The sequence below is a fragment of the Thiomonas islandica genome, assembly GCF_055383445.1.
The window spans coordinates 2,194,580-2,219,440 of record NZ_AP042391.1 but is presented as its reverse complement, the minus strand read 5'-3'; the positions used below and the strand labels follow the sequence as shown (position 1 = coordinate 2,219,440).

Annotated in this window: 18 protein-coding genes; 5 read left to right on the top strand and 13 right to left on the bottom strand. The window is 65.2% G+C overall.

Features of this window, described 5'->3' with window-relative positions; all coding sequences use genetic code 11:
- Window positions 1-69: 69 nt before the first annotated feature.
- The 10 genes from ACZ47F_RS10895 to purL form a co-directional block, all read right to left on the bottom strand.
- Window positions 70-1,002, bottom strand: a complete 933-nt coding sequence (locus tag ACZ47F_RS10895) for an electron transfer flavoprotein subunit alpha/FixB family protein (protein ID WP_464924737.1) — start codon at window positions 1,000-1,002, stop codon at window positions 70-72.
- Window positions 1,003-1,045: 43 nt separating this feature from the next.
- The gene (locus ACZ47F_RS10890; RefSeq protein WP_464924736.1) at window positions 1,046-1,795 is read right to left on the bottom strand and encodes an electron transfer flavoprotein subunit beta/FixA family protein; all 750 of its coding nucleotides are present in this window, start codon (window positions 1,793-1,795) and stop codon (window positions 1,046-1,048) included.
- 512 nt (window positions 1,796-2,307) lie between these two features.
- Window positions 2,308-3,642 carry a mechanosensitive ion channel family protein gene (locus ACZ47F_RS10885; protein WP_464924735.1) on the bottom strand — a complete coding sequence of 445 codons (1,335 nt, stop codon included), beginning with the start codon at window positions 3,640-3,642 and terminating at the stop codon, window positions 2,308-2,310.
- A 58-nt stretch (window positions 3,643-3,700) separates the two neighbouring features.
- Window positions 3,701-4,402: a hypothetical protein gene (locus ACZ47F_RS10880; RefSeq protein WP_464924734.1), complete on the bottom strand. Its 702-nt coding sequence runs from the start codon at window positions 4,400-4,402 to the stop codon at window positions 3,701-3,703.
- Window positions 4,399-5,496, bottom strand: a complete 1,098-nt coding sequence (gene zapE, locus ACZ47F_RS10875; RefSeq protein WP_464924733.1) for a cell division protein ZapE — start codon at window positions 5,494-5,496, stop codon at window positions 4,399-4,401. Before zapE ends, ACZ47F_RS10880 begins: the two co-directional genes overlap by 4 nt.
- Before the next feature lie 8 nt (window positions 5,497-5,504).
- On the bottom strand, window positions 5,505-6,941 hold the full coding sequence (gene lpdA, locus ACZ47F_RS10870; RefSeq protein ID WP_464924732.1) for a dihydrolipoyl dehydrogenase: 1,437 nt from the start codon (window positions 6,939-6,941) through the stop codon (window positions 5,505-5,507).
- A 69-nt stretch (window positions 6,942-7,010) separates the two neighbouring features.
- Window positions 7,011-8,312 carry a 2-oxoglutarate dehydrogenase complex dihydrolipoyllysine-residue succinyltransferase gene (gene odhB / locus ACZ47F_RS10865; RefSeq protein ID WP_464924731.1) on the bottom strand — a complete coding sequence of 434 codons (1,302 nt, stop codon included), beginning with the start codon at window positions 8,310-8,312 and terminating at the stop codon, window positions 7,011-7,013.
- 125 nt (window positions 8,313-8,437) lie between these two features.
- Entirely contained in the window at window positions 8,438-11,290 is a 2,853-nt protein-coding gene (locus ACZ47F_RS10860) for a 2-oxoglutarate dehydrogenase E1 component (protein WP_464924730.1), read from the bottom strand.
- Window positions 11,291-11,478: 188 nt separating this feature from the next.
- Window positions 11,479-12,285 (bottom strand): acetyltransferase domain-containing protein, encoded by an 807-nt coding sequence (locus ACZ47F_RS10855; protein WP_464924729.1) that lies wholly within the window; start codon window positions 12,283-12,285, stop codon window positions 11,479-11,481.
- The gene (gene purL, locus ACZ47F_RS10850; RefSeq protein WP_464924728.1) at window positions 12,278-16,285 is read right to left on the bottom strand and encodes a phosphoribosylformylglycinamidine synthase; all 4,008 of its coding nucleotides are present in this window, start codon (window positions 16,283-16,285) and stop codon (window positions 12,278-12,280) included. The genes ACZ47F_RS10855 and purL overlap by 8 nt, the downstream gene beginning before the upstream one ends.
- A gap of 147 nt (window positions 16,286-16,432) precedes the next feature.
- Between purL and map the strand changes: the two genes are divergently transcribed.
- The 5 genes from map (at window position 16,433) to ACZ47F_RS10825 (ending at window position 21,750) form a co-directional block, all read left to right on the top strand.
- Window positions 16,433-17,251: a type I methionyl aminopeptidase gene (gene map / locus ACZ47F_RS10845; protein WP_464924727.1), complete on the top strand. Its 819-nt coding sequence runs from the start codon at window positions 16,433-16,435 to the stop codon at window positions 17,249-17,251.
- 49 nt (window positions 17,252-17,300) lie between these two features.
- Window positions 17,301-19,928, top strand: coding sequence for a [protein-PII] uridylyltransferase (locus ACZ47F_RS10840; protein ID WP_464924726.1), 2,628 nt, complete (start codon window positions 17,301-17,303; stop codon window positions 19,926-19,928).
- A gap of 143 nt (window positions 19,929-20,071) precedes the next feature.
- Entirely contained in the window at window positions 20,072-20,611 is a 540-nt protein-coding gene (locus ACZ47F_RS10835; RefSeq protein WP_464924725.1) for a septation protein A, read from the top strand.
- Window positions 20,598-20,915, top strand: coding sequence for a BolA family protein (locus tag ACZ47F_RS10830; RefSeq protein WP_464924724.1), 318 nt, complete (start codon window positions 20,598-20,600; stop codon window positions 20,913-20,915). The genes ACZ47F_RS10835 and ACZ47F_RS10830 overlap by 14 nt, the downstream gene beginning before the upstream one ends.
- Window positions 20,916-20,961: 46 nt before the next feature.
- Window positions 20,962-21,750 (top strand): peptidylprolyl isomerase, encoded by a 789-nt coding sequence (locus ACZ47F_RS10825; RefSeq protein ID WP_464924723.1) that lies wholly within the window; start codon window positions 20,962-20,964, stop codon window positions 21,748-21,750.
- A 279-nt stretch (window positions 21,751-22,029) separates the two neighbouring features.
- Here the strand turns inward: ACZ47F_RS10825 and ACZ47F_RS10820 are convergent, their stop codons facing one another.
- From ACZ47F_RS10820 to ppk2, 3 genes are all read right to left on the bottom strand, one after another.
- Window positions 22,030-22,416 (bottom strand): translational machinery protein, encoded by a 387-nt coding sequence (locus ACZ47F_RS10820; RefSeq protein ID WP_464924722.1) that lies wholly within the window; start codon window positions 22,414-22,416, stop codon window positions 22,030-22,032.
- 110 nt (window positions 22,417-22,526) lie between these two features.
- Entirely contained in the window at window positions 22,527-24,053 is a 1,527-nt protein-coding gene (locus ACZ47F_RS10815) for an MFS transporter (RefSeq protein WP_464924721.1), read from the bottom strand.
- Window positions 24,054-24,065: 12 nt separating this feature from the next.
- Window positions 24,066-24,860: a polyphosphate kinase 2 gene (gene ppk2 / locus ACZ47F_RS10810; protein ID WP_464924720.1), complete on the bottom strand. Its 795-nt coding sequence runs from the start codon at window positions 24,858-24,860 to the stop codon at window positions 24,066-24,068.
- Window position 24,861: the final 1 nt, after the last annotated feature.

The window sequence follows — 24,861 nt, the reverse complement described above, 5'->3', positions numbered from 1 at the left end:
TGTGGCCGTGCTGAATCGCGGGCCGTTCTGCGCGGCCTCTACAGTCGTGAACGGGCGGGATGCTGCGGGTCAGATCTGCTTGACCATTTCCGGCACCGCGGTAAACAGGTCGGCCACCAGGCCGTAGTCGGCCACGCCGAAAATCGGCGCCTCTTCGTCCTTGTTGATCGCGACGATGACCTTGCTGTCCTTCATGCCGGCCAGGTGCTGGATGGCGCCGGAAATTCCCACCGCGACATACAGCTGCGGCGCGACGATCTTGCCGGTCTGCCCCACTTGCCAGTCGTTGGGAGCATAGCCAGCGTCCACCGCGGCACGGCTTGCGCCCAGCGCGGCGCCGAGCTTGTCGGCCAGGGGAGTCAACACCGCGTCGAAGTTTTCCTTGCTGCCCAGACCGCGTCCGCCGGAGACCACGATCTTCGCCGCCGTGAGTTCCGGGCGCTCGCTCTTGATGGACTCGCGCCCGACCAGGCTGGACAGCCCGGCATCTTCCACCGCGGCAATGGTCTGGATCTCGGCATGGCCGCCGCTGGCGGCCACCGGATCGAAACCGGTGGTGCGCACGGTGATGACCTTGACCTTGTCGCTGCTGTGCACCGTGGCGATGGCGTTGCCGGCGTAGATCGGGCGGTCGAAGGTGTCGGGCGCACGCACATGGATGATGTCAGACACCTGCGCCACGTCGAGCAGCGCAGCCACGCGCGGTGCCAGGTTCTTGCCGAACGCAGTGGCCGGGGCCAGGATGTGGTCATATTCTGAGGCAACCGCCAGCACCTGCGCCGCAGTAGTTTCGGCCAGTCCGGCGGCAAGCTGCGGCGCATCAGCGCACAGCACCTTGGCGACTCCTGCTGCCTGCGCCGCGGCCTGCGCCACGGCGGTGCAGCCGTGACCGGCGACGAGCACATGGACCTGCGGATCGCACTGCAATGCCGCAGCAATGGTGTTGAGGGTGGAGGGACGCAGGGTGTGGTTGTCGTGTTCGGCGATGACGAGGGCAGTCATGGGCGCAGTCCTTGAAAGCGTTGGGCGATCGGCGGTTCGGAATTCAGATGACCTTGGCTTCGTTTTTCAGGCGGGCGACCAGGGTGGCCACGTCGGGCACCTTGACCCCGGCGCCTCGCCTGGGCGGCTCGGCAACCTTCAACGTCTTCAGCCGCGGCGCCACATCGACGCCGAGTTCCTCGGGCTTGAGCGTCTCCAGCGGCTTTTTCTTCGCCTTCATGATGTTGGGTAGGGTGACGTAGCGCGGCTCGTTCAGCCGCAGGTCGGTGGTGATGACCGCAGGTAGCCTGACTGCGATCGTCTCGAGCCCGCCGTCGACCTCGCGCGTGACCTTGGCCTGCTCGCCGTCGATCTCGACCTTGGACGCAAAGGTCGCCTGCGACCAGCCGAGCAGCGCGGCAAGCATCTGCCCGGTCTGGTTGGCGTCATCGTCGATGGCCTGCTTGCCGAGGATGACCAGTTGCACCGCTTCGCGCTCGACCACCGCCTTGAGCAGCTTGGCCACGGCCAGCGGCTGCAGTTCGGCGTCGGTTTCGACCAGAATGCCGCGGTCGGCGCCGATCGCCATCGCGGTGCGCAGCGTCTCGCCGCAGGCGGCCACGCCGCAGCTGACGGCGACGATCTCGCTGACCGTGCCCTTCTCCTTGAGCCGCACCGCTTCCTCGACGGCGATTTCGTCAAACGGGTTCATGCTCATCTTCACCCCGGCGGTCTCAATGCCGTTGCCATCGGACTTGACCCGAATCTTGACGTTGTAATCGACCACGCGTTTGACCGCGACCAGCACTTTCATGCCTTGCTCCTATGGATTTGGAATGTGAGTTCAGTTTGTGCAGCACCGCACAAGCCAATCGGCTAGGCGACCCACAATAGAACGATCGTTCGTTTTTGGCAGTGTAACGAGGGACACTGCCCCAGATCAAGCCTTTTCAAAGACCCTACCTAGATTGCAACCCGCATTGGGCAGTAGCCGCCCGCCGCCGCAATCGGCGGGGCTTGCGTCCACAGACTTGGCCGTCACGCTCGCCCAGCGACAAGCGGCCGCGACGCCTGGCAGTCGTGCTGGCTGCGCGCGATCAGGAATGGTCCCGGTGGTAGCGAGAACCGTGCTGGGCATGATGCGGGCCAACGTGCCCGCCGCGCTGTTCAGCCATCGCTTTGCCGATCGCCTCTGCTATACCGCCTCTGCCAACACGCCGAGTGCATGGCATTGCCGCACTCTTGTTCGTCGTGATGGGCGCGTTTTCCCTGCATCAGGCGCTGGCCGCATCAGACGACGCGCGCGGTCAACGGAGGCAGGCTCTGTCAATCGCTGTCGTGGTCAGGCTCGGGCCGACGTGCAGCCCCGGTTGCGCCTGCTGCAGGCCGCAGCGGCGCTGGCGGCGGATCGTCCCCCGCCCATCGCACCACGCGCTGCGGAAAGGGAATCTCGATGCCGTGTGCCTTCAAGGCATGCCAGATGGCCAGGTTGACCTGGCCGCGCACACCCAGAGTGCCATTTTCGGGGTCGGCGATCCAGTACCCCACCGTGATGTTGAGGGCGCTATCGCCAAAGGCGTCGAGCACCGCGCTGGGTGCCGGGCTGTGCAGGACACGCGGCACCGACTGCACCGCCTCTTTGATCAGCGCAAGAGCCTGCTCCACATCGGTGTCATAAGCTACGCCCACCGTGGTGGACAGCCACACGTTCGGATCACTGTATGAGAGATTTTCGATGCGGTTGGCGATCAGCATTTCATTAGGCACGATGGACTCCATGCCCGCTATGCTGCGCACCAGGGTGTAGCGGGTCTTGATATCGACGATCTGCCCCTGAAAGGTGTCGATGCGCACGTTGTCGCCCACACGCAGGCTGCGCTCGAGCAGGATGACAAAGCCAGAGACATAGTTTGCCGCGATTTTCTGCAGGCCAAAGCCCAGGCCGACGCCGAGCGCGCCGCCGAAGACACTGAGCACGGTGAGGTCGATCCCCACCATCTGCAGCGCCGTGAGCACAGCGACGAGTAGCACCACCGAGCGCAGCAGCCGCGTGAACACCAGCCGCAGACTGGCGTCCAGGGGCGACCGCAACAGGCGCGCCTCCAGCAGCGACGAAACCCACAGCGCCAGAAGCAGCGTCACCGCAATCGAGGCCACCCCCTTGAGAAGCGTCCAGCCCGACAAGCGTTGCTTGCCCAGGGTGATGGACAGCGCGTCCAGTGCCTCGCGGATTTCTGGCAGGATGCCCGCCAGGTGCAGCGCCAGGGTGATCCACAAACCGATGCTGAGGACCCGCACCAGATAGCGCGTGCCGCTGTCCTTGGAAAACCGGTGCCGCGAAACCGAAGCGGCCAGCCGCACGAGCAGCAGCACCCCGAGCACCGGTAATGCCAGTTTGAGCAGAGGTAAATTGAGCAGGAGGTGCGATGCATGGCGCACCAGAATCAGGGCGAGCAAGGCGACAAACGGAAACCCCAGGCCATAACGCCAGCTCGCTACAAACGCCTCACGCCAACTGGGCAGCTTGCGGATCTGCTTTTCGAGCGCAGTGCCTAGCAGCACGCCAAGCACGATCACCCCCAGCAGAATGCCAGCCTGCAAGCGTAACTGCTCCGGAGTTTGGCGGTAAAACGCCTCGATCAAAGGGGATTCGATCAACATGCTGGAAACCAGGAATGGACAGCCGGGCATGGTAGCCCGCTGCGCTGGTCAAGGCCGATCAACGCAGGGGCCCGCTGGGAGGTGGTACGGGTAGAGGCGGTGCTTGTTTTTGTGCGGCGTTGCGGCGCGCCTGTTGTGCCTGTTTTTCGGCATAGGCCTTCTGTTTGGCCGCGTATTCGGTTCGTGCTTTGGCAGCCTGCTCCGCCCGCTGCCCCGAAGACGGCGCAATGGGCGGCAACGGGGCGCAATGCCGCGGCGAGACGGCAGGTGCGGCCTGCGGTCGGCCCGTCGCCTCACCGTTCGCGGCCGCCTGCGCTGCGGCTTGCCGGGCGCGCGCTGCAGCCTGCTCTTCGCGCTGCGCCAGTGTTGCCCGGCGCGCTGCGCTGGCGCGCTCAGTCTGCGCGCTGTCGGGCTGGGCGGCCCGCGCCGCGGCGAGGTTGGCCTGCACCTTGCGTAGCTCGGCCTCGGCAGCGCGCTGGCGGGCACGCAGCGCGATCGCCTGCAGCTCCGAGTCGATGGCGGCAAGCGCTTCGCGCTCCCGCCTGCGCGTGGCGTCCAGGCAGTCATTGACAAAAAACCGCTGCAGACAGGCCACCTGCTCGTCGCGGTAGCGAGACAGCACCTGCGCGCGCTGCGCCTGCAGCGCAAACTGCTGCGCCGCGTCCTGCTCGGCGGTGGGCGTGGCCTGCGCCAAACCCTGCAAACCCTGCAATAGGCAGGTGCCGAGCAGGCCGGTCAGCAAGAGGCGGCGCGGCGTCATGCCAGCTCCGCCAAATCCAGCCGCCGCTCGGCGCGTAGGTATTCGGCGCTTTGCATCTCGCGCAGACGCGATGCGGTGCGGCTGAACTCGTACGCCAAAGGCCCGTGCGGGTAAAGGTCTTCAGGTGGGACCGCGGCGCTGATAATCAGCTTGACCCGCCGGTCGTAAAGCACATCGACCAGCAGGGTGAAGCGCCGTGCGGCGCTGGCCATGTCTTCGGTCATCTGCGGCACGTCCGACAGCAGCACGGTGTGAAACCGGCTGGCGATCTCCAGATAATCGAGCTGCGAGCGCAGCGTGTTGCACAGCGCATCGAAGCTGAACCACACCACGCCGCCTGCCCGCTGCAGCGCCTGGATGTCGCGCCCTTCGATCCGCAGCAGCGGATCGTCGTCAGCGTCGCCGGCGATGCGCTCGAAGGCCTGCGCCATCTTCACCTGCGCCTGCGCGCCAAGCGGCGTGATGTACAGGTCGAGCTCGGCTAGCGCCCGCTGCCGGTAGTCCACACCGCCATCGACCTGCACGACGTCCATCTTTTGCTTGATCAGCGCGATCGCCGGCAGAATGCGGTCGCGATGTAGGCCGTCGGGGTAGAGCATGTCGGGGTGAAAGTTGGACGTGGCGATCAGCTGCACCCCGTGGTCGAACAGTCCGGCGAGCAGGCGGTGCAAGATCATCGCGTCGGTGATGTCGCTGATGTGAAACTCGTCGAAGCAGATCAGCCGGAACCGACGCGCGATGCGCCGCGACAGCTCCAGCAGCGGATCGACCGTGCCTTGCAGCGCGGCCAGTTCGCGCTGCACCTCGCGCATGAATTCGTGAAAGTGCAGCCTGGTTTTGCGCATGATCGGCACGGTGACGAAAAACGCGTCCATCAGCATCGACTTGCCACGCCCGACCCCGCCCCACAGATAAACGCCACGCGGCAGTTCGGGATGGATCAGCGCGCGTCGGATCGCGCTGGAGCGGCGTGATTTGTAATCCACCCATTCGTCGTAGCACTGCTGCAGCCGCGCGAGCGCCCTGCGCTGCGCCGCGTCGAGTTCGAGCCCGCGCCCCTGCAGCGCCTGCTTGACATAGCTCGTGACATCCATCGGCTGGTTTACAGGTTGAGCGTGCGTGCGGCCACGCCCAGCGCGGCTTCTTTCATTGCTTCGGACAGCGTCGGGTGCGCGTGGCAGATGCGCGCGATGTCCTCGCTCGACGCCTTGAACTCCATCGCCACCACCGCCTCGGCAATCAGCTCAGACGCCATCGGGCCGATGATGTGTACGCCGAGGATCTCGTCGGTCTGCGCGTCGGCGAGCATCTTGACGAATCCGGTGGTGTCGCCGAGCGCCCGCGCGCGGCCGTTCGCCACAAACGGAAAGCTGCCGGCCTTGTACGCGCGGCCAGCCGCCTTGATCTGCTGTTCGGTCTGTCCGACCCAGGCGATCTCAGGCGCGGTGTAGATCACCCAGGGGATCGTCGCGAAATCCACATGCGGCTTTTGTCCGGCGATGCGCTCGGCCACCGCCACGCCCTCCTCTTCCGCCTTGTGCGCAAGCATCGGTCCGCGCACCACGTCGCCAACGGCCCAGATGCCGGGCAGATTGGTGCGGCAGGCCTCGTCAACGACGATGAAGCCGCGGACGTCGCGCTCCAGTCCCACCTGCTCCGCGCCGAGACCCTCGGTGTTCGGCTGCCTGCCGATAGCGACGATCAGCTTGTCGACCTCGAGCGTCTGCGCTTGGCCCTGAGCATCCATCCAGTCGAGCGCCACCCCCTGCTCACGTCGGCCGAGTCCACCGAGCTTAGCGCCCAGGTGAATCTGCAGACCCTGGCGCGTGAACTGCTTGAGCGCCTCTTTGGCGATCTGCGCGTCCGCTGCGGCAAGGAACTCGGGCATGGCCTCGAGCAGTGTGACCTGCGCACCGAGCCGCCGCCAGACGCTGCCAAGCTCCAGGCCGATAACGCCGGCGCCGATGATGCCGAGCCGCTTGGGAACCGCATCGAGCGCGAGCGCGCCGGCGTTCGACAGCACAGTTTGCTCGTCGATCTCGACCCCTGGCAAGCGCCGCGGCACCGAGCCAGTGGCGATCAACACCTGCGGCGCGACGAGCTGCTGCTCGCCACCCTTGCCGCGCACCGCCACCTGCCAGCCGTCAGCGGCGCTGCCACCGGAAAAGCTGGCGGTGCCATGAATGAAGCTGATCTTGTTCTTTTTGAACAGATAGAGGATGCCCTCGTTGTTCTGCCGCACCACCTGCGCCTTGCGCCGCTGCATCGCGCCGAGGTCGAGCGTCGGTTGCCCAAGGCCGCCGATGCCATGCGCGGCAAGCGCATGTCCGGCCTGTTCGAACAATTCGCTCGATTGCAACAGCGCTTTCGACGGAATGCAGCCGACGTTGGTACAGGTGCCGCCGGGGGCGGGGCCACCCTGCGCATTGCTCCAGGCGTCGATGCAGGCCACGCGCAGACCGAGCTGCGCGGCGCGGATCGCGCCGATGTAACCGCCCGGGCCAGCGCCGAGCACGATGAGGTCGAAATCCAATGCCATGATGCGTGTCCTTGCGGCAGCGCCGTGATGCACGGCGCCGCGGTGAGCGATGTCAGAAATGTCAGAACGTTAGAGATCGAGCAGCAACCGTGCCGGATCTTCGAGCGCCTCTTTCATCGCTACCAGTCCGAGCACCGCCTCGCGCCCGTCGATCAGGCGGTGGTCGTAGCTCAGCGCAAGATAGTTCACCGGGCGGATGACGATCTGCCCGTCCTCGACCACCGGCCGATCTTTGGTCGCGTGGATGCCGAGAATCGCCGACTGCGGCGGGTTGATGATCGGGGTCGACAGCATCGAGCCGAACACCCCGCCGTTGCTGATGGAAAACGTGCCGCCGGTGAGCTCCTCGATGGTCAGTTTGCCCTCACGCGCCTTGACGCCGAACTCGGCAATCGTGCGCTCGATGTCGGCAAAACTCATCTGGTCGGCATTGCGCAAAATGGGCACGACCAGCCCGCGCGGGCTGCCGACCGCGATGCCGATGTCGAAATAGCCGTGGTAGACGATGTCATTGCCGTCGATCGACGCGTTGAGCACAGGGAACTTGCGCAGCGCATGCACCGCGGCACGCACGAAAAAGCTCATGAACCCGAGCTTCACGCCGTGCTGTTTCTCGAATTGTTCTTTGTAGCGGTTGCGCAGATCCATCACCGGCTTCATGTTGACCTCGTTGAAGGTGGTGAGGATGGCATTGGTCGCCTGCGACTGCAGCAGCCGCTCGGCAATGCGGGCACGCAGCCGGCTCATGGGCACGCGCTGCTCCGGCCGGTCGGTGTAGGCCGCCAGATCGAGCTCGGCCTGGACCGGCGGGAGCGACGCAGTCGCCGACGCCGGCATGCCCGCAGCAGCGGCGGTGGCCTTCGGCGATGCCGCAGCAGTGGACTGCGCACCGGGCTGCTTGACGACCTGTAGCGCATCTGCCTTGGTGATGCGTCCGTCGCGTCCGGTGCCGCTGACCTCGGCCGGATTGATGCCCTGCTCGGCCAGGATTTTTGCCGCCGCCGGCATGGCCACAGCCGGTGCAGCCGGTGCGGCTTGCGCAGCGGGTGCGGCAGGAGTGGCAGGGGCAGGCGCGGGTCGTGTTGCGCCGCCCACCGCGGTCACTGGCATCGGGCTGGTCTTTGCCGTGGCGTCGGTGTCGATGCGGGCGATGACCTCATCGCTGGTGACCGAGGCGCCGTCGTTCTTCAGAATCTGCGCCAGCACGCCCGCCGCAGGGGACGGCACTTCGAGCACGACCTTGTCGGTCTCGATCTCGATCAGGATTTCATCCTGCGCCACGGCTTGGCCGGGCTTTTTCTTCCATGTCAGCAGCGTGGCTTCGGCCACGGATTCGGAGAGTTGGGGAACTTTGATGTCGATCAGCGCCATGATGGAGTCCGGTATTGTTGTCTCGCGCAGGCCGGGGGCGACGGTGCGCGGTCGTGAACGGGAAATGAATTGGTGGGAAAGGCCGCGGTCTGCCGGGTGTCTGCCTGGCTGCACCCGGCTCCCGCTCAACGGGTAAGCACAAAGCCCTTGAGTTTGCCAAACGCCGCGGCAAGCAGTTCCTTTTGCTGCTCGGCATGCTTGGCGTAGTAACCCACCGCCGTGGAGGCGGATGCGGGCCGCCCGGCATAGCCGAGCTTCTGCCCTTCGAGCATGTTCTCGTGGATGTGGTGCTGCACGAAAAACCAGGCACCCTGGTTCTGCGGCTCGTCCTGGCACCAGACGATGTCGCGCGCATTCGGATAGCGCTTGACTTCGGCGGCGAAGGCCTTGTGCGGGAACGGGTAGAGCTGTTCCAGCCGGATGATGGCCACGTCATCGAGCTTGCGCTCGGCGCGCGCGGCGACCAGGTCGTAATACACCCGGCCGGTGCAGACGATCAGGCGCTTGACCCGCTGGGCATCGAGTTCGGCGGTTTCCGGCAGCACCAGTTCGAAGCGGCCGTTAGCGAGATCGGATAGCGGCGACTTGGCCAGCGGATGGCGCAACAGCGACTTGGGCGTCATCAGGATCAGCGGCTTGCGCAGCGGCCGCAGCATCTGCCGGCGCAGCACGTGGAAGATCTGCGCCGGAGTGGTCGGCTGGCAAACCTGCATATTGGTCTCGGCGCAAAGCTGCAGGTAACGCTCAAGCCGCGCTGAGGAGTGCTCGGGCCCCTGCCCTTCGTAGCCATGCGGCAGCATCAGGGTCAGGCCGCAGGCGCGTCCCCATTTCACCTCGCCCGCGGCGATGAACTGGTCGATCACCACTTGCGCGCCGTTTGCGAAATCGCCGAACTGCGCCTCCCAGATGACCAGGGTCCGCGGCTCTGCGGTGGCGTAGCCGTACTCGAAACCGAGCACGGCCTCTTCGGACAGGATCGAGTCGATTACCGTGAACGGCGCCTGGCCCTCGGCGACGTTCTGCAGTGGGATGTAAGTGCCTTCATCCCACTTTTCGCGGTTCTGGTCGTGCAGCACGGCGTGGCGGTGACTGAAGGTGCCGCGTCCACTGTCCTCGCCGGACAGGCGCACCGGATACCCATTGGCCACCAGCGAGGCAAATGCCATGTGCTCGCCCATGCCCCAGTCGAGCGGCAACTCGCCTCGCCCCATCTTGGCGCGGTCGGAAATCACCTTCTCGACCAGCGGATGGAGCTTGAAGTTTTCGGGAACCGTGGTGATGCGCTCGGCCAGGCGCTTGAGCTCGGTCACCGGCAGCGCGGTATCGGCGTTGTCGGTCCAGCGGCGGTTGAGATACGGCGTCCAGTCGACCGCGAACTTGCTTTTGTAATTGGTCAGCACCGGCTCCAGGCTGACCCCAGATTCCATCTCGGCGCGAAAAGCGTGCATCATCTGCTCAGCGTCCTCGGCGGTGATCACGCCCTGGCTGGTCAGCCGGTCGGCATACAGCTTGCGCGTGCCCGGATGCGTCGCGATTTTTTTGTACATCAGCGGCTGGGTGACCGCCGGGGTGTCCTGCTCGTTGTGGCCGAGCTTGCGAAAGCACACGATGTCGACCACCACGTCATGGTGGAACTGCTTGCGGTAGTCCAGCGCCAGGCTGGTGGCAAAGGCCACGCTTTCCGGATCGTCGCCGTTGACATGCAGGATGGGCGCTTCGATCATTTTCGCCACGTCGGTGCAATACAACGTGGAGCGGGCGTCGCGCGGGTCGGAAGTGGTGAAGCCGATCTGGTTGTTGATCACGATGTGCACCGTCCCGCCCGTGGTGTAGCCGCGGGTCTGCGCCAGGGCGAGCGTTTCCATCACCACGCCCTGACCCGCAAACGAGGCGTCGCCGTGGACCAGCACCGGCAGCACGGTCTCGCCGCGGGGATCCTCGCGGCGGTCGATGCGCGCGCGGGTGGAGCCTTCGACCACCGGGTTGACGATTTCCAGATGCGAGGGATTGAACGCCAGGCTCAGGTGCACCGGCCCGCCGGGGGTGGATACATCGCTGGAAAAGCCCTGGTGGTACTTGACATCACCGGAGGGTAGATCGTCGGCGTGCTTGCCCTCGAACTCGTCGAACAGATCCTGCGGCCGCTTGCCCAGAATGTTGACCAGCACATTGAGCCGCCCGCGGTGCGCCATCCCGATGACCAGTTCCTGGATGCCGAGCTGACCGGCGCGCTGTACCAGCGTGTCCATCGACACAATGAAACTCTCCCCCCCTTCGAGGGAAAAGCGCTTCTGCCCGACATATTTGGTGGCGAGATAACGCTCCAGCCCCTCGGCCGCGGTCAGGCGTTCGAGCAGGCGCTTCTTGGTGTCCGCATCGACGGCGGGGCGGGCCCGCGTGGATTCGAGCCGCTGCTGCCACCAGCGCTTCTGGTCCTGGTCGCTGATGTACATGAACTCGGCACCGATCGAGCCGCAGTAAGTTTGGTGCAGGTTGTTGATCAGCTCGCGCAGCGACAGGTTCTCGCGGTCGAAAAAAGTGTTGCTGACGTTGAACACCGTTTCCAGATCGGCGTCGGTGAAACCGTAGAACGACGGCTCCAAATCGGGAATGTTCGGTCGCTCGGTACGCTTGAGCGGATCGAGGTCGGCCCAGCGCACGCCGACATTGCGATAGGCTGCGATCAGTTGCTGGGCCGCAACACGCTTGCGCGCCAGTTCGCCGTCAGCCACTGCCTGCAGGGTGCGAATCGGCCCGGACTTGGCGCGCTCGGCAAAGGCAGAAATCACCGGGGCATGCGGCACGTCGCGGGCATTGCTGCCGTCGAGCGCCGGCACATGCTGCAGCGCGTCGAAATACGCGCGCCAATGGTCAGGAACAGACCCGGGATTGGTCAGATAGCTCTCGTACAACTCCTCCACATACGGCGCATTTCCGCCAAAGAGATAGGAGTTGGCTTGGAATTTCTGCATCAACATACGCGCTCACAGTCTGCCGGGTACCCCGGCGTTCAGTGGGAAACATCCTTCCGCGGCTCGGGCTGCCCGATTGGCGGATTGCGGCGGCTTCAGAAGGGCCAAATCACACTCTAGCACGCAGAATTGATGCAGCGCAAAGTGAATCTGTAAGCCCGTGAGCGGGTGCAGGACACTGCTGTTGCCTTTGCTTAGCCGCCTCGCAGGTGCGCTGCTAGCCACACCAGGCCGACGAAGACTGGCTGGTGCAGCAGATAAATGGTCAACGGCCAGCGCCCGAGAAAGGACAGTGGCCGGACCGCGGGCAGATGCCGCAAAGGCCGAAACTGCACCCGCGCCAGCAGCCAGCCCACACCCGCGCCAATCCACAGCACCCCGATCCACGGCAGCAGCGGCACATAGTCCTCTGTGATGGGTTTTTGGGTAATCAATCCTGTCCAGTTCCACCATGGCGGGTTGAAGAACGCATGGCCCCAGAGCTGCGGCGCGACGATGGTGATGGGCGCAAACAGCAGCACCCAGGCGCGGGCGTGGCGAAACACCAAGCGGTGCAGCAGCAGCATTGCCGCGATGCCGTGCAGGATGCCGAAGTAGATGAAGCTGTGCGGAAACGCGGCGTAGCTGCCAGCGGTGACCAGCAGGGAGGCGCCGACGATCTGCGCCCAGCGCTTCCAGAAATGTCGAGTCGGGCGACCGCTGACATCGGTGAAGGTCTGCGTCAGCCCTGCTGTGAACAGGAACAGGCTGACGATGGCGATGCGCTGATCCAGCCAGAGCGGATTGGTGTAGAAGTCGGTATGGATGAAGCCGAACCAGTTCAGGTCGAAGCTAAAGTGAAACGCCATCATCCACACGATCGCCAGCCCGCGCAGGGTGTCAACGCCGCCGTAGCGGGTAGCGCCCGTGCTTGGGCCCTGCTCGCCCTGCTCCGCGAGGCTGCCGCCACCTCGCGGCGGCCCAGCAGCAGCGGAGTCAAACCGCTGTGACGGCTCAGCCACACCAGACCCGCGCGTTGCGGAACATGCGCATCCACGGGCTGTCCTCGCCCTGCCCCGGTGCGGTCCAGCTCATCTGCACACTGCGGAACACGCGCTCGGGATGCGGCATCAGCGCGGTGAAGCGGCCGTCCGGGGTGGTGACCGCCGTGATGCCACCCGGGCTGCCGTTGGGGTTGAACGGATAGCGCTCGGTAGGCTTGCCGTGATGATCGACAAAGCGCATCGCCACCTGCAGCCGCTGCGGGTCGCCCTGCTGCGAAAAGTCGGCCCGGCCTTCGCCATGCGCCACGGCGATCGGGGCGCGGCTGCCGGCCATGCCCTGGAAAAAGATCGACGGCGAGTCAGTGACTTCCACAAGCGACAGACGTGCCTCGAACTGCTCGGAGAGGTTGCGGGTGAAACGCGGCCAGGCTCGGGCGCCGGGAATCATCGGCGCCAGTGCGGCAAGCATCTGGCAGCCGTTGCACACCCCCAGCGCGAAAGTGTCGGGCCGGGAGAAGAACCGGGCGAACTGGTCGGCCAGCTCTGGGTTGAACAGGATGGAGCGCGCCCAGCCCTCGCCCGCGCCGAGCACGTCGCCGTAGCTGAAACCGCCGCAGGCGACCACGCCGCGGAAGTCGGCAAGCTGCGCGCGGCCGACCATCAGGTCGCTCATGTGCACATCCACCGGGTCGAAGCCGGCGCGGTACATGGCGTAGGCCATTTCCAGCTGCGAGTTGACGCCCTGCTCGCGCAGAATGGCGACTTGCGGTCGCGCGCCGGTGGCGATCCACGGTGCGGCGATGTCCTGCTGCGGATCGAAGCTCAGGTGCAGATGCAAGCCCGGATCGGCCGTATCCAGCAGGGCGTCATGCTCGGCCTGTGCGCACTCGGAGTTGTCGCGCAGCATGGCGATGTGCCAGGACACGCTGTCCCAGGTCTGCTGCAGCTGCGCGCGCGGGGCGGTGTAGACGCACTGGGTGTCGCGCCAGATGTCGATGACATCGCGGTCGTTGACCGTGCCGATGACATGGCTGTGCGCGGACAGGCCGTGCTGGCGCAGGACTTGCAGCACAGCATCACGCGCAGAGGCCGACACCTGGAGCACCACACCCGGTTCCTCGTTGAACAGGGCGCGCAGGGTCTGCGCGTTGCGCCGGGGGCCGACCTGCTTGGCCCAGTCCTTGGCGTCGCCCCAGTCGTCGGCCGCGCCGCCATCGAGGGTGAGCAGATCGACGTTGAGGCTGACGCCGCAATGTCCGGCGAAAGCCATTTCGCACACCGTGGCCCACAGCCCGCCGTCGGAGCGGTCGTGGTACGCCCACACTAGACCGGCGCCGCGCAGCGCGGTCAGCGCCGCGGCAAAGTGCTTGAGCAGATCGGGGCTATCCAGGTCGGGCGCATCGTCGCCAATCGTCCCCAAGGTCTGCGCCAGGATGCTCGCGCCCATGCGTTTCTTGCCCTGACCGAGATCGACCAGGATCAGGCTGCTAGGCGCATCGGTACGCAGTTGCGGCGTGAGCGTGCCGCGCACATCGGGCAGTGTGGCGAACGCCGAGACCACCAGCGACACCGGCGCGGTCACGCTGCGGGTCTGTCCGCCCTGCTCCCAGCGGGTGTGCATCGACAGCGAATCCTTGCCCACCGGCACCGAGATGCCAAGCGCCGGGCACAGTTCCATGCCGATGGCGTGCACCGTGTCATACAGCGCTGCATCCTGCCCCGGCTGGCCAGCGGCGGCCATCCAGTTGCACGACAGCTTGATATCGCTGAGCTGCCGCACCGGCGCGGCCAGCAGGTTCAGCACCGCTTCGCAGACCGCCAGACGCCCCGAAGCGGCGGGATGCAGCACGGCCACCGGCGCGCGCTCGGCCACGCTCATCGCCTCGCCGCGGTAGCCGGCGTAGTCGGCCAGGGTGACCGCGCAGTCGGCCACCGGCACCTGCCACGGGCCGACCATCGGATCGCGGTGGCTCAGGCCGCCGACCGTGCGGTCGCCGATGGTGATCAGAAAGCGCTTGCTCGCCACCGTGGGGTGGCGCAGCACAGCCTCGCAGGCCTGCGCCAGGTCGACCGCGCCGAGATCGAGCGGTTCACCCTGCGGCAACTGCCGCTGCGCCTGACGGTGCAGCCGCGGCGGTTTGCCTAGAAGAACCTCGAGCGGCAGATCGACCGGGCGCGCCTGGTCGGGCTGATCGGCGTGCAGCGCATCCTCGACGATCAGGGTCTGCTCCGCTGTGGCCACACCGACCACGGCGAAAGGGCAGCGCTCGCGAGCGCAAAGCGCGGCGAAGGTCTCGCGCTGCTCCGGCGCGATGGCCAGCACATAGCGTTCCTGGCTTTCGTTGCTCCAGATTTCACGCGGGCTCATGCCGGTTTCTTCGAGCGGTATGTCGCGCAGCTGGAACACTCCGCCGCGCCCGGCACCTTCGACCAGTTCCGGAAAGGCGTTGGACAGCCCGCCTGCACCCACGTCGTGGATCGACAGGATGGGATTGGCCTCGCCCAGCGCGCAGCAGGCGTTGATGACCTCCTGCGCGCGGCGCTGGATTTCCGGATTGCCGCGCTGCACCGAGTCGAAGTCCAGATGCGCGGCGTTGCTGCCGGTAGCCAGGCTGGACGCCGCGCCGCCCCCAAGGCCGATGCGCATGCCGGGCCCGCCCAGTTGCACCAGCAGCGTGCCGGCGGGAAATGGCAGCTTGTGGGTCAGGCGGGCGTCGATCGACCCCAGCCCACCGGCGAGCATGATGGGTTTGTGATAGCCCCACACCCGGCCTCCGACCGCCTGCTCGAACACGCGGAAATACCCCGCCAGATTGGGCCGACCGAATTCGTTGTTGAACGCGGCGCCGCCCAGCGGGCCGTCGAGCATGATCTGCAGCGGGCTGGCGATGTGACCGGGCCTGCCGAGGTCTGCCGTGGCAACCTCCCAGGGCTCCTCGGCGCCGGGCAGCCGCAGACTGGATACCGAAAACCCGGTCAGACCGGCCTTGGGACGCGAGCCGCGGCCCGTAGCACCTTCGTCGCGGATTTCGCCGCCGGCCCCTGTGGCCGCACCGGGAAACGGCGAGATCGCCGTGGGGTGGTTGTGCGTTTCCACTTTCATCAGCACATGACGCAGCGCCTGTTCGGCCCGGTAGCGGTGCGTCTGCGGATCGGGCTGCCACACCTGTACCACACCACCTTCGATCACCGAGGCGTTGTCGGCATATGCCACCACCGTGCCCTGCGGCGCGCAGGCGTGGGTGTTGCGGATCATCTGGAACAGGGTATGCGGCTGTTCCTGCCCGTCGATGGTGAAACGCGCGTTGAAAATCTTGTGGCGGCAATGTTCGCTGTTGGCCTGCGCGAACATCATCAGCTCGACATCGGTCGGGTTTCGGCCAAGCTTGCGATACGCGTCGAGCAGGTAGCTGATCTCATCGTCCGACAGCGCCAGCCCCTGCTCCATATTGGCGCGCAACAGCGCGGCGCGCCCGTCGTCCGCGCTGCCCGACAGCACATCGACATGCTGCAGCGGCTGCGGCGGCAGTTCGTCAAACAGGCGCTGCAGATCGTCTTTTCGAAGCGCTACGCTCTCGGTCATGCGGTCGTGCAGCAGGGCGGCGAGCTGGTGCAGTTCGTCCGCGTGCAGCGGGCTGGCCGGCCGCAGCAGGCTGCGCTCAATCTCGATCAAGTATTGCACCGCGCGTTCAACGCGGTGCACCGGCGCGCCGCATAGTCGGGCGATGTCGGTGGCCTTGGACGCCCACGGCGAGATCGTGCCCAGCCGCGGCATCACGAACAGCGTCTGGTCGCCGGCCGGCCCGGTGTAGGGGTCGCCATAGCGCAGCAGGGCGTCCAACCTGTCGCGCAATGCGGCGTCGGGCGCGGCGTCGAGTGCCACGGCGTGGAGGAACCGAGCATGGATGCGGCGCACACGCCAGGCAAGATCCGGAAGCGACGAACGCAACCGCGCCATCAGCGCGTCCTGGCGGAATGCGGACAAGGCGCTGGCGCCTTCGAATACGAGGATGTGCATGCGCTAACCCGGGTAACCGGGCGGAAGGAGGGAGTCGAGGGGGAAACAGCCAGCAAATTATAGAAACCGCATCCCCGGCCTCTTTCGGTGCAGTGGTTCCGCACCGGCGCGGGCACGCTCGCGGGGCGCGGTGTGATAATTCGCGCCATGAGCATCACCATCAAAACTCCTGAAGAAATCGACAAAATGCGCGTGGCCGGGCGGCTGGCTTCCGAATTGCTCGATTACCTCACCCCGCATGTCCAGCCCGGCGTCACCACCAAGGCGCTGGACAAGCTGGCGTACGACTACATCACCCAGGTGCAGCAGGCCATTCCCGCGCCACTGAACTATGCGCCGCCGGGCTACACGCCCTACCCCGCCTCGATCTGCACCTCGGTCAACAATGTCATCTGCCATGGCATCCCGAATGACAAGCCGCTCAAGAACGGGGATGTGGTCAATATCGACGTCACCGTGATCAAGGATGGCTTCCATGGCGATTGCAGCCGCATGTTCTGCGTCGGCACCGTGCCCAAGCATGTGCAGCGACTGGTGGACATCACCTTCGAGGCGATGTGGCACGGCATCGCCCTGGTGCGACCCGGCGCGCGGCTAGGCGACATCGGTCATGTCATCCAGACCTTTGCCGAAAGTGCGGGCTACAGCGTGGTGCGCGAATTCTGCGGGCATGGCATCGGCCGCAACTTCCACGAAGACCCGCAGGTCTTGCACTATGGCAAGGCCGGCACCGGCGAGGAACTGCGCCCCGGCATGACCTTCACCATCGAGCCGATGATCAACGCCGGGCGACGCGACATTCGCGAAATGCCCGACGGCTGGACCATCGTCACCAAGGACCGATCGCTGTCCGCCCAGTGGGAGCACACGGTGCTGGTGACCGACACCGGATTCGAGGTGCTGACCACCTCCGCAGGCTGTCAGGCGCCGCCCGACTTCGTACAGCGCGCCAGGGCCGCCGCCTAGCAGCAGCCGCTGCGCGCAGCCGCGCAAACCGCCTTTTCTCCTCGTCCTCATGCCGTCTGTCGATGCCACATCCGCCAACGGCAAGGCGCTCGCCCCGGCCCTGGAGACGATTCGCCGGGGCTGGCTGGAAGGGCGCGCTGGCCTGCTCGATGCCTTTTCCCACCATCCCAGGCGAGTGACTCCACTGCTGCACGGCCTGACCCGGCTGGCCGACCGCACCCTGCAGGCGCTGTGGATGACCAGCGGCCTTCCGCCCAACGCTGCGCTGATGGCCGTGGGCGGCTATGGCCGCGGCGAACTGTTTCCCCACTCGGACATCGATCTGCTGCTGTTGCTGCCGCAGCCCCAGGGCAACGACACCGCCACCGACGCCGCCGCCGAGCGCTTCATCACTGCGTGCTGGGACATCGGCCTGGAAATCGGCGCCAGTGTACGCACGCCCGAGTCCTGTCTGGTCGAGGCCGAAAAGGACATCACGGTGCAGACCGCGCTGTTGGAGTCGCGGTTTCTGTGCGGCGACCGGCTGCTTGCGCAGCGTATGCAGGCGCAGTTCATGGCACATCTCGACCCGCGCGCGTTTTTTCAGGCCAAAATGCGCGAGCAGCAGCAACGCCACATCAAGTTCGAGGACACGCCCTATGCCCTCGAGCCCAATTGCAAGGAAAGCCCCGGCGGGCTGCGCGATCTGCAGGTGCTGCTGTGGGTTGCACAGGCCGCTGGCTTTGGTCGTAGCTGGAAGGAACTGGCCGCCAGCGGCATCATCGCGGCCAGCACGGTGCGGCAGATCCAGCGCAATGAAACCGTGATCAAGCGCATCCGCGCGCATCTGCACGCTCTGGCCCAGCGTCGTGAGGACCGCTTGGTGTTCGACCTGCAGTCCGCCGTGGCCCGGTTGCTGGGATTCAACGCCACGCCAACCAAGCGCGCGGGCGAGTTGCTGATGCAGCGCTACTACTGGGCGGCCAAGGCGATCGAGCAGATCAATCAGATCGTGCTGCTCGACATCGAAGGGCGACTGTGGCCGCAGTCGGTCGCGCAGGCGCAGCCGCTGGTGGGCATCGACGGCGTGGAAGACGGCCGCTACGCGCTGCGCGACGGCATGATCGAGCCGGTCGATCCCGGCCTGTTTCAGCGCGAACCCTGGGCGCTGCTGGAAATCTTCGCCGCGTACCAGCGCACTCCCGGCGCCCGGGGATTGTCGGCCGGCGCGCTACGGGCCATCCACCTGGCGCGCAGCCGTATGGACAGCGCGTTTCGTCACGACCCTCGCAGCCGCGCGCAGTTCATGCGCATCCTGCAGGCACCGCAGGGCATCGTGCATGCGCTACGGCTGATGAACCGCACCAGTGTGCTCGGCCGCTATCTGTGGGTGTTTCGCCGCATCGTCGGCCAGATGCAGCACGACCTGTTCCATGTCTACACGGTCGACCAGCACATCCTGATGGTGGTGCGCAACGTGCGCCGCTTTTTCATGCCCGAACATGCGCATGAATACCCGCTGTGCTCGCAACTAGCGGCCAATTTCGACCCGCCGTGGGTGCTCATCCTGGCTGCGCTGTTTCACGACATCGCCAAGGGGCGCGGGGGCGATCATTCCGAGCTCGGTGCGGTCGAGGTCCGCCGGTTCTGCAAGGCGCACGGGGTCAGTGCCGTTCATACCGAACTGGCCGTGTTTCTGGTGCGCGAGCATCTGCAGATGTCGCGCGTGGCGCAGAAAGAGGACCTGAGCGACCCGGAGGTGATTGCAGCATTCGCCAGGCGCGTCGGGGACGAGCGCCATCTCGTCGCGCTGTACCTGCTCACCGTGGCCGACATCCGCGGCACCAGCCCCAAGGTCTGGAACGCGTGGAAGGGCCGGCTGCTGGAAACCCTCTACCGCACCACCCTGCGCGCGCTGGGCGGGCAAACACCGCAGCCGCAGGCCGAACTCCAGCTGCGCCAGCGCGAAGCGTTGCGCATCCTCAACCTTTACGCACTGCCCGAGGGCGCGCAAACACCGCTGTGGGATACGCTGGACATGGCGTATTTCCTGCGCAACGAGCCGCAGGACATCGCCTGGCACACGCGCAAGCTCTATGCCCGTGTTTGCAGTGACACGCCCGTAGTCAGCGCCCGGCTGGCCCCCGAGGGCGAGGGGCTGGAGGTGCTGGTGTATGCGCCGGATCAGCCCGATCTGTTCGTGCGCATCTGCGGTTATTTCGACAGCCAGAATTTCAGCATCCTGGACGCCAAGATCCACACCACCAGCAATGGCTGGGCGCTCGACAGCTTTGTGGTGATCTCGCCGCACACCCGGGTGCACGACCGGGCGATGATCAGCCTGATCGAGACCTCGTTGCGCACCGCGCTGCGCAGCACAGCCCCGTTGCCGGCGCCCCGCCCCGGGCGTCTGTCACGCCGTGTGCGCAATTTTCCAGTCAGCCCGCGGGTGGGGCTGCGCCCCGACGAGCGTGGTCAGCGCTGGATCCTCAGCATCACCGCGCACGACCGCGCCGGCCTGCTCTACGGCATCGCACAGGTGCTCGCGCGCCACCGCATCGACCTGCAGTTGGCAAAGGTCACCACCCTGGGCGAGCGCGTGGAGGACACCTTCGTGATCTGCGGTCCCGGCCTGGGAGATGCCCGGGTTCAAAATGCCATCGAGAGTGAGTTGCTAGAAGCCATCTCCGACGCTTGATGCGACATGGGGCACCTGGAACTTCACTCGCTCCAGCCAATCATCACTGTGCGCGGACGTGAAACAATCTGCATTCTGGGAATTTTTGTTCCCGCGCCCGATCCCATCAGTGGCGGATCCGTCTTTTTCACAGCGCAAACACCTTGAAACTCCTGTTCGATTTTTTCCCCATCATCCTGTTTTTCGTCGTGTTCAAGCTGGCGGGTATCTACGCCGCCACCGCCGTGACGATCGCGGCCACGTTCGCACAGATCGGCTGGGTGTGGTTCAAGCACCGCAAGGTCGAGCCGATGCTGTGGATGAGCCTGGGGGTGGTGGTGGTGTTCGGCGGCGCCACCCTGCTCTTTCACAACGACACCTTCATCAAGTGGAAGCCCACCGTGCTGTACTGGCTATTCGCCGCGGTCCTGGCCGGCGCGCAACTGCTGCAGGGCAAGAACCTGATGCGTGCCCTGATGGGCAAGCAGATGCAACTGCCCGAAGCGATCTGGAACAGGGTGAACTGGTCATGGGTTGCGTTCTTTGCACTCATGGGCGTGCTCAACATCACCATCGCCTATAACTTCTCGACCGACCTGTGGGTGGATTTCAAACTGTTCGGCAGCCTGATCCTCACCCTGGCCTTCGTGATCGGGCAGTCGCTGCTGCTGTCGCGGCATATGAAGTTCGATGAAAACGCCTGAAGCGCAGCAGCCGCCGCGCCGGGTCGATCGCATCCGCGCCCTGCTGCAATCCGCGCTGCAGCCGGACCGGCTCGAGATCGGCGACGACTCGGCCGCCCACGCCGGTCACGGCGGTTTCGACCCTGACGGCAGCCATTTCCGCGTGCGCATTGTCAGCGCGCGCTTTGCCGGACTGTCCCGTCTGGCCCGTCATCGCCTCGTGTATGATGCTCTGGCTTCGATGATGCACCGTGACATCCATGCACTGGTGCTCGAGTGCCAGGCTCCCGAAGACACACCCGCGCCAGCCGGTCCAAACGACTGACTGCACCCCGCCTGGCCATGTATTCCCCTCCCCTTTGGACGATTCCATGCTGAAACACTCCCGCATTCTGGCCATCGCCGCGTTGAGCAGCGCACTGGTCGCTCCCGCCTGGGCACAAAACATCGCCACGGTGAACGGCAAACCCATCCCCCAATCGCTGGCGGACACGGTTGCAGCCAACATGGCCAAGCAGCAAGGCCAGCCGGTGACGCCCCAGCTCAAGGACATGGTCAAGAACGAGCTGATCAATCGCGAGGTCCTGGTGCAGGAGGCGGACAAGCTCGGTCTGGAAAAAGACCCCACCGTGCAGGACGAAATCCGTTTCTCGCGCCAGAACATCCTGATCCGCGCCCTGTTCAACGCCTACCTCCAAAAGCATCCGATCACCGAAGCGCAGATCAAGGCCAAGTACGACGAGTTCGCCAAGTCCTTCGGCACCACCGAGTACAAGGCCCAGCACATCCTGGTGCCGAGCGAAAAAGAAGCGCTGGATATCATCGCCCAGCTCAAGAAGGGTGCCAAGTTCTCCGATCTCGCCAAGAAATACTCCAAGGACACTGGCAGCGCAGCCAATGGTGGCGATCTGGGCTGGTCGTCTCCGGCCAACTACGTGCCGCCCTTCGCCAAGGCCCTAGAAGCGCTCAAACCTGGCCAGTACACCCAGACCCCGGTGCAGAGCCAGTTCGGCTGGCACATCATCAAGCTCGACGCCACTCGCCCGGCCAAGCCGCCCGCGCTGGAGCAGCTCAAACCGCAGATTCAGGCCGAACTGCAGCGCGAGGAAATCAACAAATACCAGAACGAACTGCGCGCCAAGGCCAAAATCACCGAGTGATCCGCTCTGGACTGATGTCAGCCCACCTCTGCAAAACGCCCGCGATCGCGGGCGTTTTTGTTTTCCGGGATTCGAAACCGGCCCAGTCAAAAATCGTCCCGCACAATGTCGGAGCAGCTACTCGGCAGCCGACGACAGATGTCGCACACGCATCGCCTGCGGACCGCAATGCCCGGGCCGGACGGCTGCGCGGTTCGGCTGGCATCGATGGGAACTGAGATTTTTGTCGGTCAACAGCGTGGAGAAAATCGCGGGTAGAGGCGGGATGAGCCAGACAGTTCAAATGCCGAGCATCCGATCCTTGACCTTGAAGTAGTGGCGGGCATGCGCGACCAATTGGCCATCGGTCGGATGGTCGGCCGATTCGATGCCCAGCACATGCTCGGCCACCGCGGGGTCGTGGCGCTGCAGATGCTTGAATAGCGCCAGCTTGGCCTGTCCCGGCCCGGTGATCAGGATCTCCGGTACCGAGGCGAGCGCCTCGGCCACGGCGTGGTAAAAGTGCTGATCCTCCGGCGCCTTGCCGCTGCCGATGGTGCGGCTCATGATGTGCAGATGCGGATGCTCCTTGGGCAGGATGATGGATTTTTCGACATCCTCGGTATCGACGAACAACACCCGTGCTTGCGAATGATCGATCCAGACGATGGCATGACGGTGTGACATGATGAACCTCCCAGTTGAATATCAACGATGAATTGCCGGCGTCCACAAGGCACCGACGTGGAAAAGAGCCCGGGCAGGTGTTGGTCGCGCGAGCAAAGAAACAGGCTGATTCATGTAGATCTCCCAGGCTGCGTCGTCAGCAGTGTGGCCTGTGCGCGGCGCGTGGGCAGTGGTTGGGTCTGGTGCTGCTCCAGCGTGAGGCCGTGGCCGTACATGCTGAACGCCCAGGTGGCGAGCAGGCCGAGCAGGCTGATTAACACCATCAGCGCCAGTACCGCGTGCACGCCGAGCGCCGCCTTCACCAGCGGCAGGGCAAACACCCCGAGTGTCGCGCCGACCTTGGCCACCGCCGCGGCAAAGCCCGCGCCGGTGGCGCGCAGCTGGGTGGGATACAGCTCGGTGGGCAGGATGTAGGTGGTGCTGTTTGGCCCCATGTTCATGAACAGGTTGAACACCACGAAGCCGGCGAACACCAGCGGCACATGCGCCGCAGCCGCGCCGGGCAGCGCGGTGCTCAGCCACAGCAGCCCCATGCCCATCGCCATGCCGGCAAAGCCGATCAGTTGCATGCGGATGCGCCCAAAGCGACTGACCGTCCACAGACCGAACGCAAAGCCCAGCAGCAGGAACACGTCGATCAGCCCGGTGCCGCGTGCCAGTACCGCCACCTGCTGCACCAGCGGCAGGTCGTGGCCAGTGAAGTGCATCTCGGCCAGCAGCACGGCGGTGAACAGGCCCACGCCGTAGGTGGCGATGTCCATCAGAAACCAGGGCACAGTGCTCAGCAGGGTGCTGCGCAGGTATTCCGACTGGAACAGTACCGCGTAGCCCGGCGGGCGGGCGGTCTGCGGCACGCGGGCGACATAGTGCACAGTATTGCCCAGACGCGAGGCCATGCGTTCGAGCAGGCGTCGGTCGGAGGGGACGAAGCGCTCGAGCATGTGCACCGCCTCGCGGTTGCGACCCTGCCCCATCAGCCAGCGCGGACTTTCCGGCAGGTTCAAGCGTCCGACCAGAAACAGCATCGCAGTGAACATTTCCATCGCAAAGAACCAGCGCCACACCGACGGTTCGGCCTGCAGATGCATCAGGGCCGACGCCAGCAGCGCGGCCACCACCAGGCCGACCGACTGGCATGCGATCGTCGCCACCATCATCTCACTGCGCCTGCGGTGCGGCATGCACTCGGCCACATAGCTGCCGCTGACCGGAAAGTCCATGCCCACGCCGATGCCGACGACAAACTGTGCTGCGATCAGCCACCAGGCATTCCAGGTCAGCGCGCTGAACCCTGCGGCTGCGGCCAGCAGCGCCATGTCGAGTAAAAAGACAGACTTGCGACCGATGCGGTCGGCCAGTCGCCCGCCCAGCATCGCACCAACGATGGCCCCGGCCACCAACGCCGCGCCGAGCAATCCGGTCTGCAGCGGCGACAACCGCACGTCCTGTGTGAGCAGCGGAATGGCGATGCCCAGCATGAACACCGAAATTCCGTCAATCAGCGTGCCGCCACTGGACAGCGCCCAAGCCAGATAGTGCTGTAGGCGCATCGGCGCACCGTCGAGCAGCGCAACGATCTGCGCATGATCGGGATGGACCTGGGCCACCACCGGCGCAGAAGGGACAGGCCTGGCCATACTCGGGTTCCCTCAGGGCGCCACGCGCCCCTGTGTCACGGCGTCCTGGGTGTAGTTGAACACCAGATCGGGGTCGGGCACGAGCACGTTGTGATTCTTGTCGTGGTAGTCGAGCCGGGTCAGCAGATCCATGATGAGATTCAGGCGCGCCAGCTTCTTGTCGTTTGCGCGCACGATGGTCCACGGCGCCGCCAGGGTGTGGGTGCGAGCGAACATGGCATTACGCGCGACGCTGTAGTCGTTCCAGTGCTTCTGCGCCACGGCGTCGATCGGACTCATCTTCCACTGCTTGAGCGGATCGGTCAGCCGGGCCTTCAGGCGGCGCTTCTGCTCGGTCTTGTCGATGTCCAGGTAGTACTTGAACAGTCGCATTCCTGAGCGCACCAGCATCTGCTCGAACACCGGCACGGTTTCCATGAATTCCTCGTACTGCTCGGTAGTGCAAAACCCCATCACCCGCTCTACCCCGGCGCGGTTGTACCAGCTGCGATTGAACAGCACGAACTCGGCCGCCGCAGGCAGATGCGGCACGTAGCGCTGGAAATACCACTCCGATTCATCGCGGGTCGACGGCTTGCCCAGCGCCACCACTCGGGTCTCGCGGGGTGAGAGGTGTTGGGTGATGCGCTTGATCGCGCCGTCTTTTCCCGCGCTGTCGCGTCCTTCGAAGATGATCAGAATGCGCTCACCGTGCGCGATCAAATGCTTCTGGAACTTCACCAGCTCGATCTGCAAGGCTCTGAGTCTCTTACCGTAGCCCCGGTGGGAGTGCGCCGCCGAGGCTTGCTGTGCGCTGTCCTTGGTCATG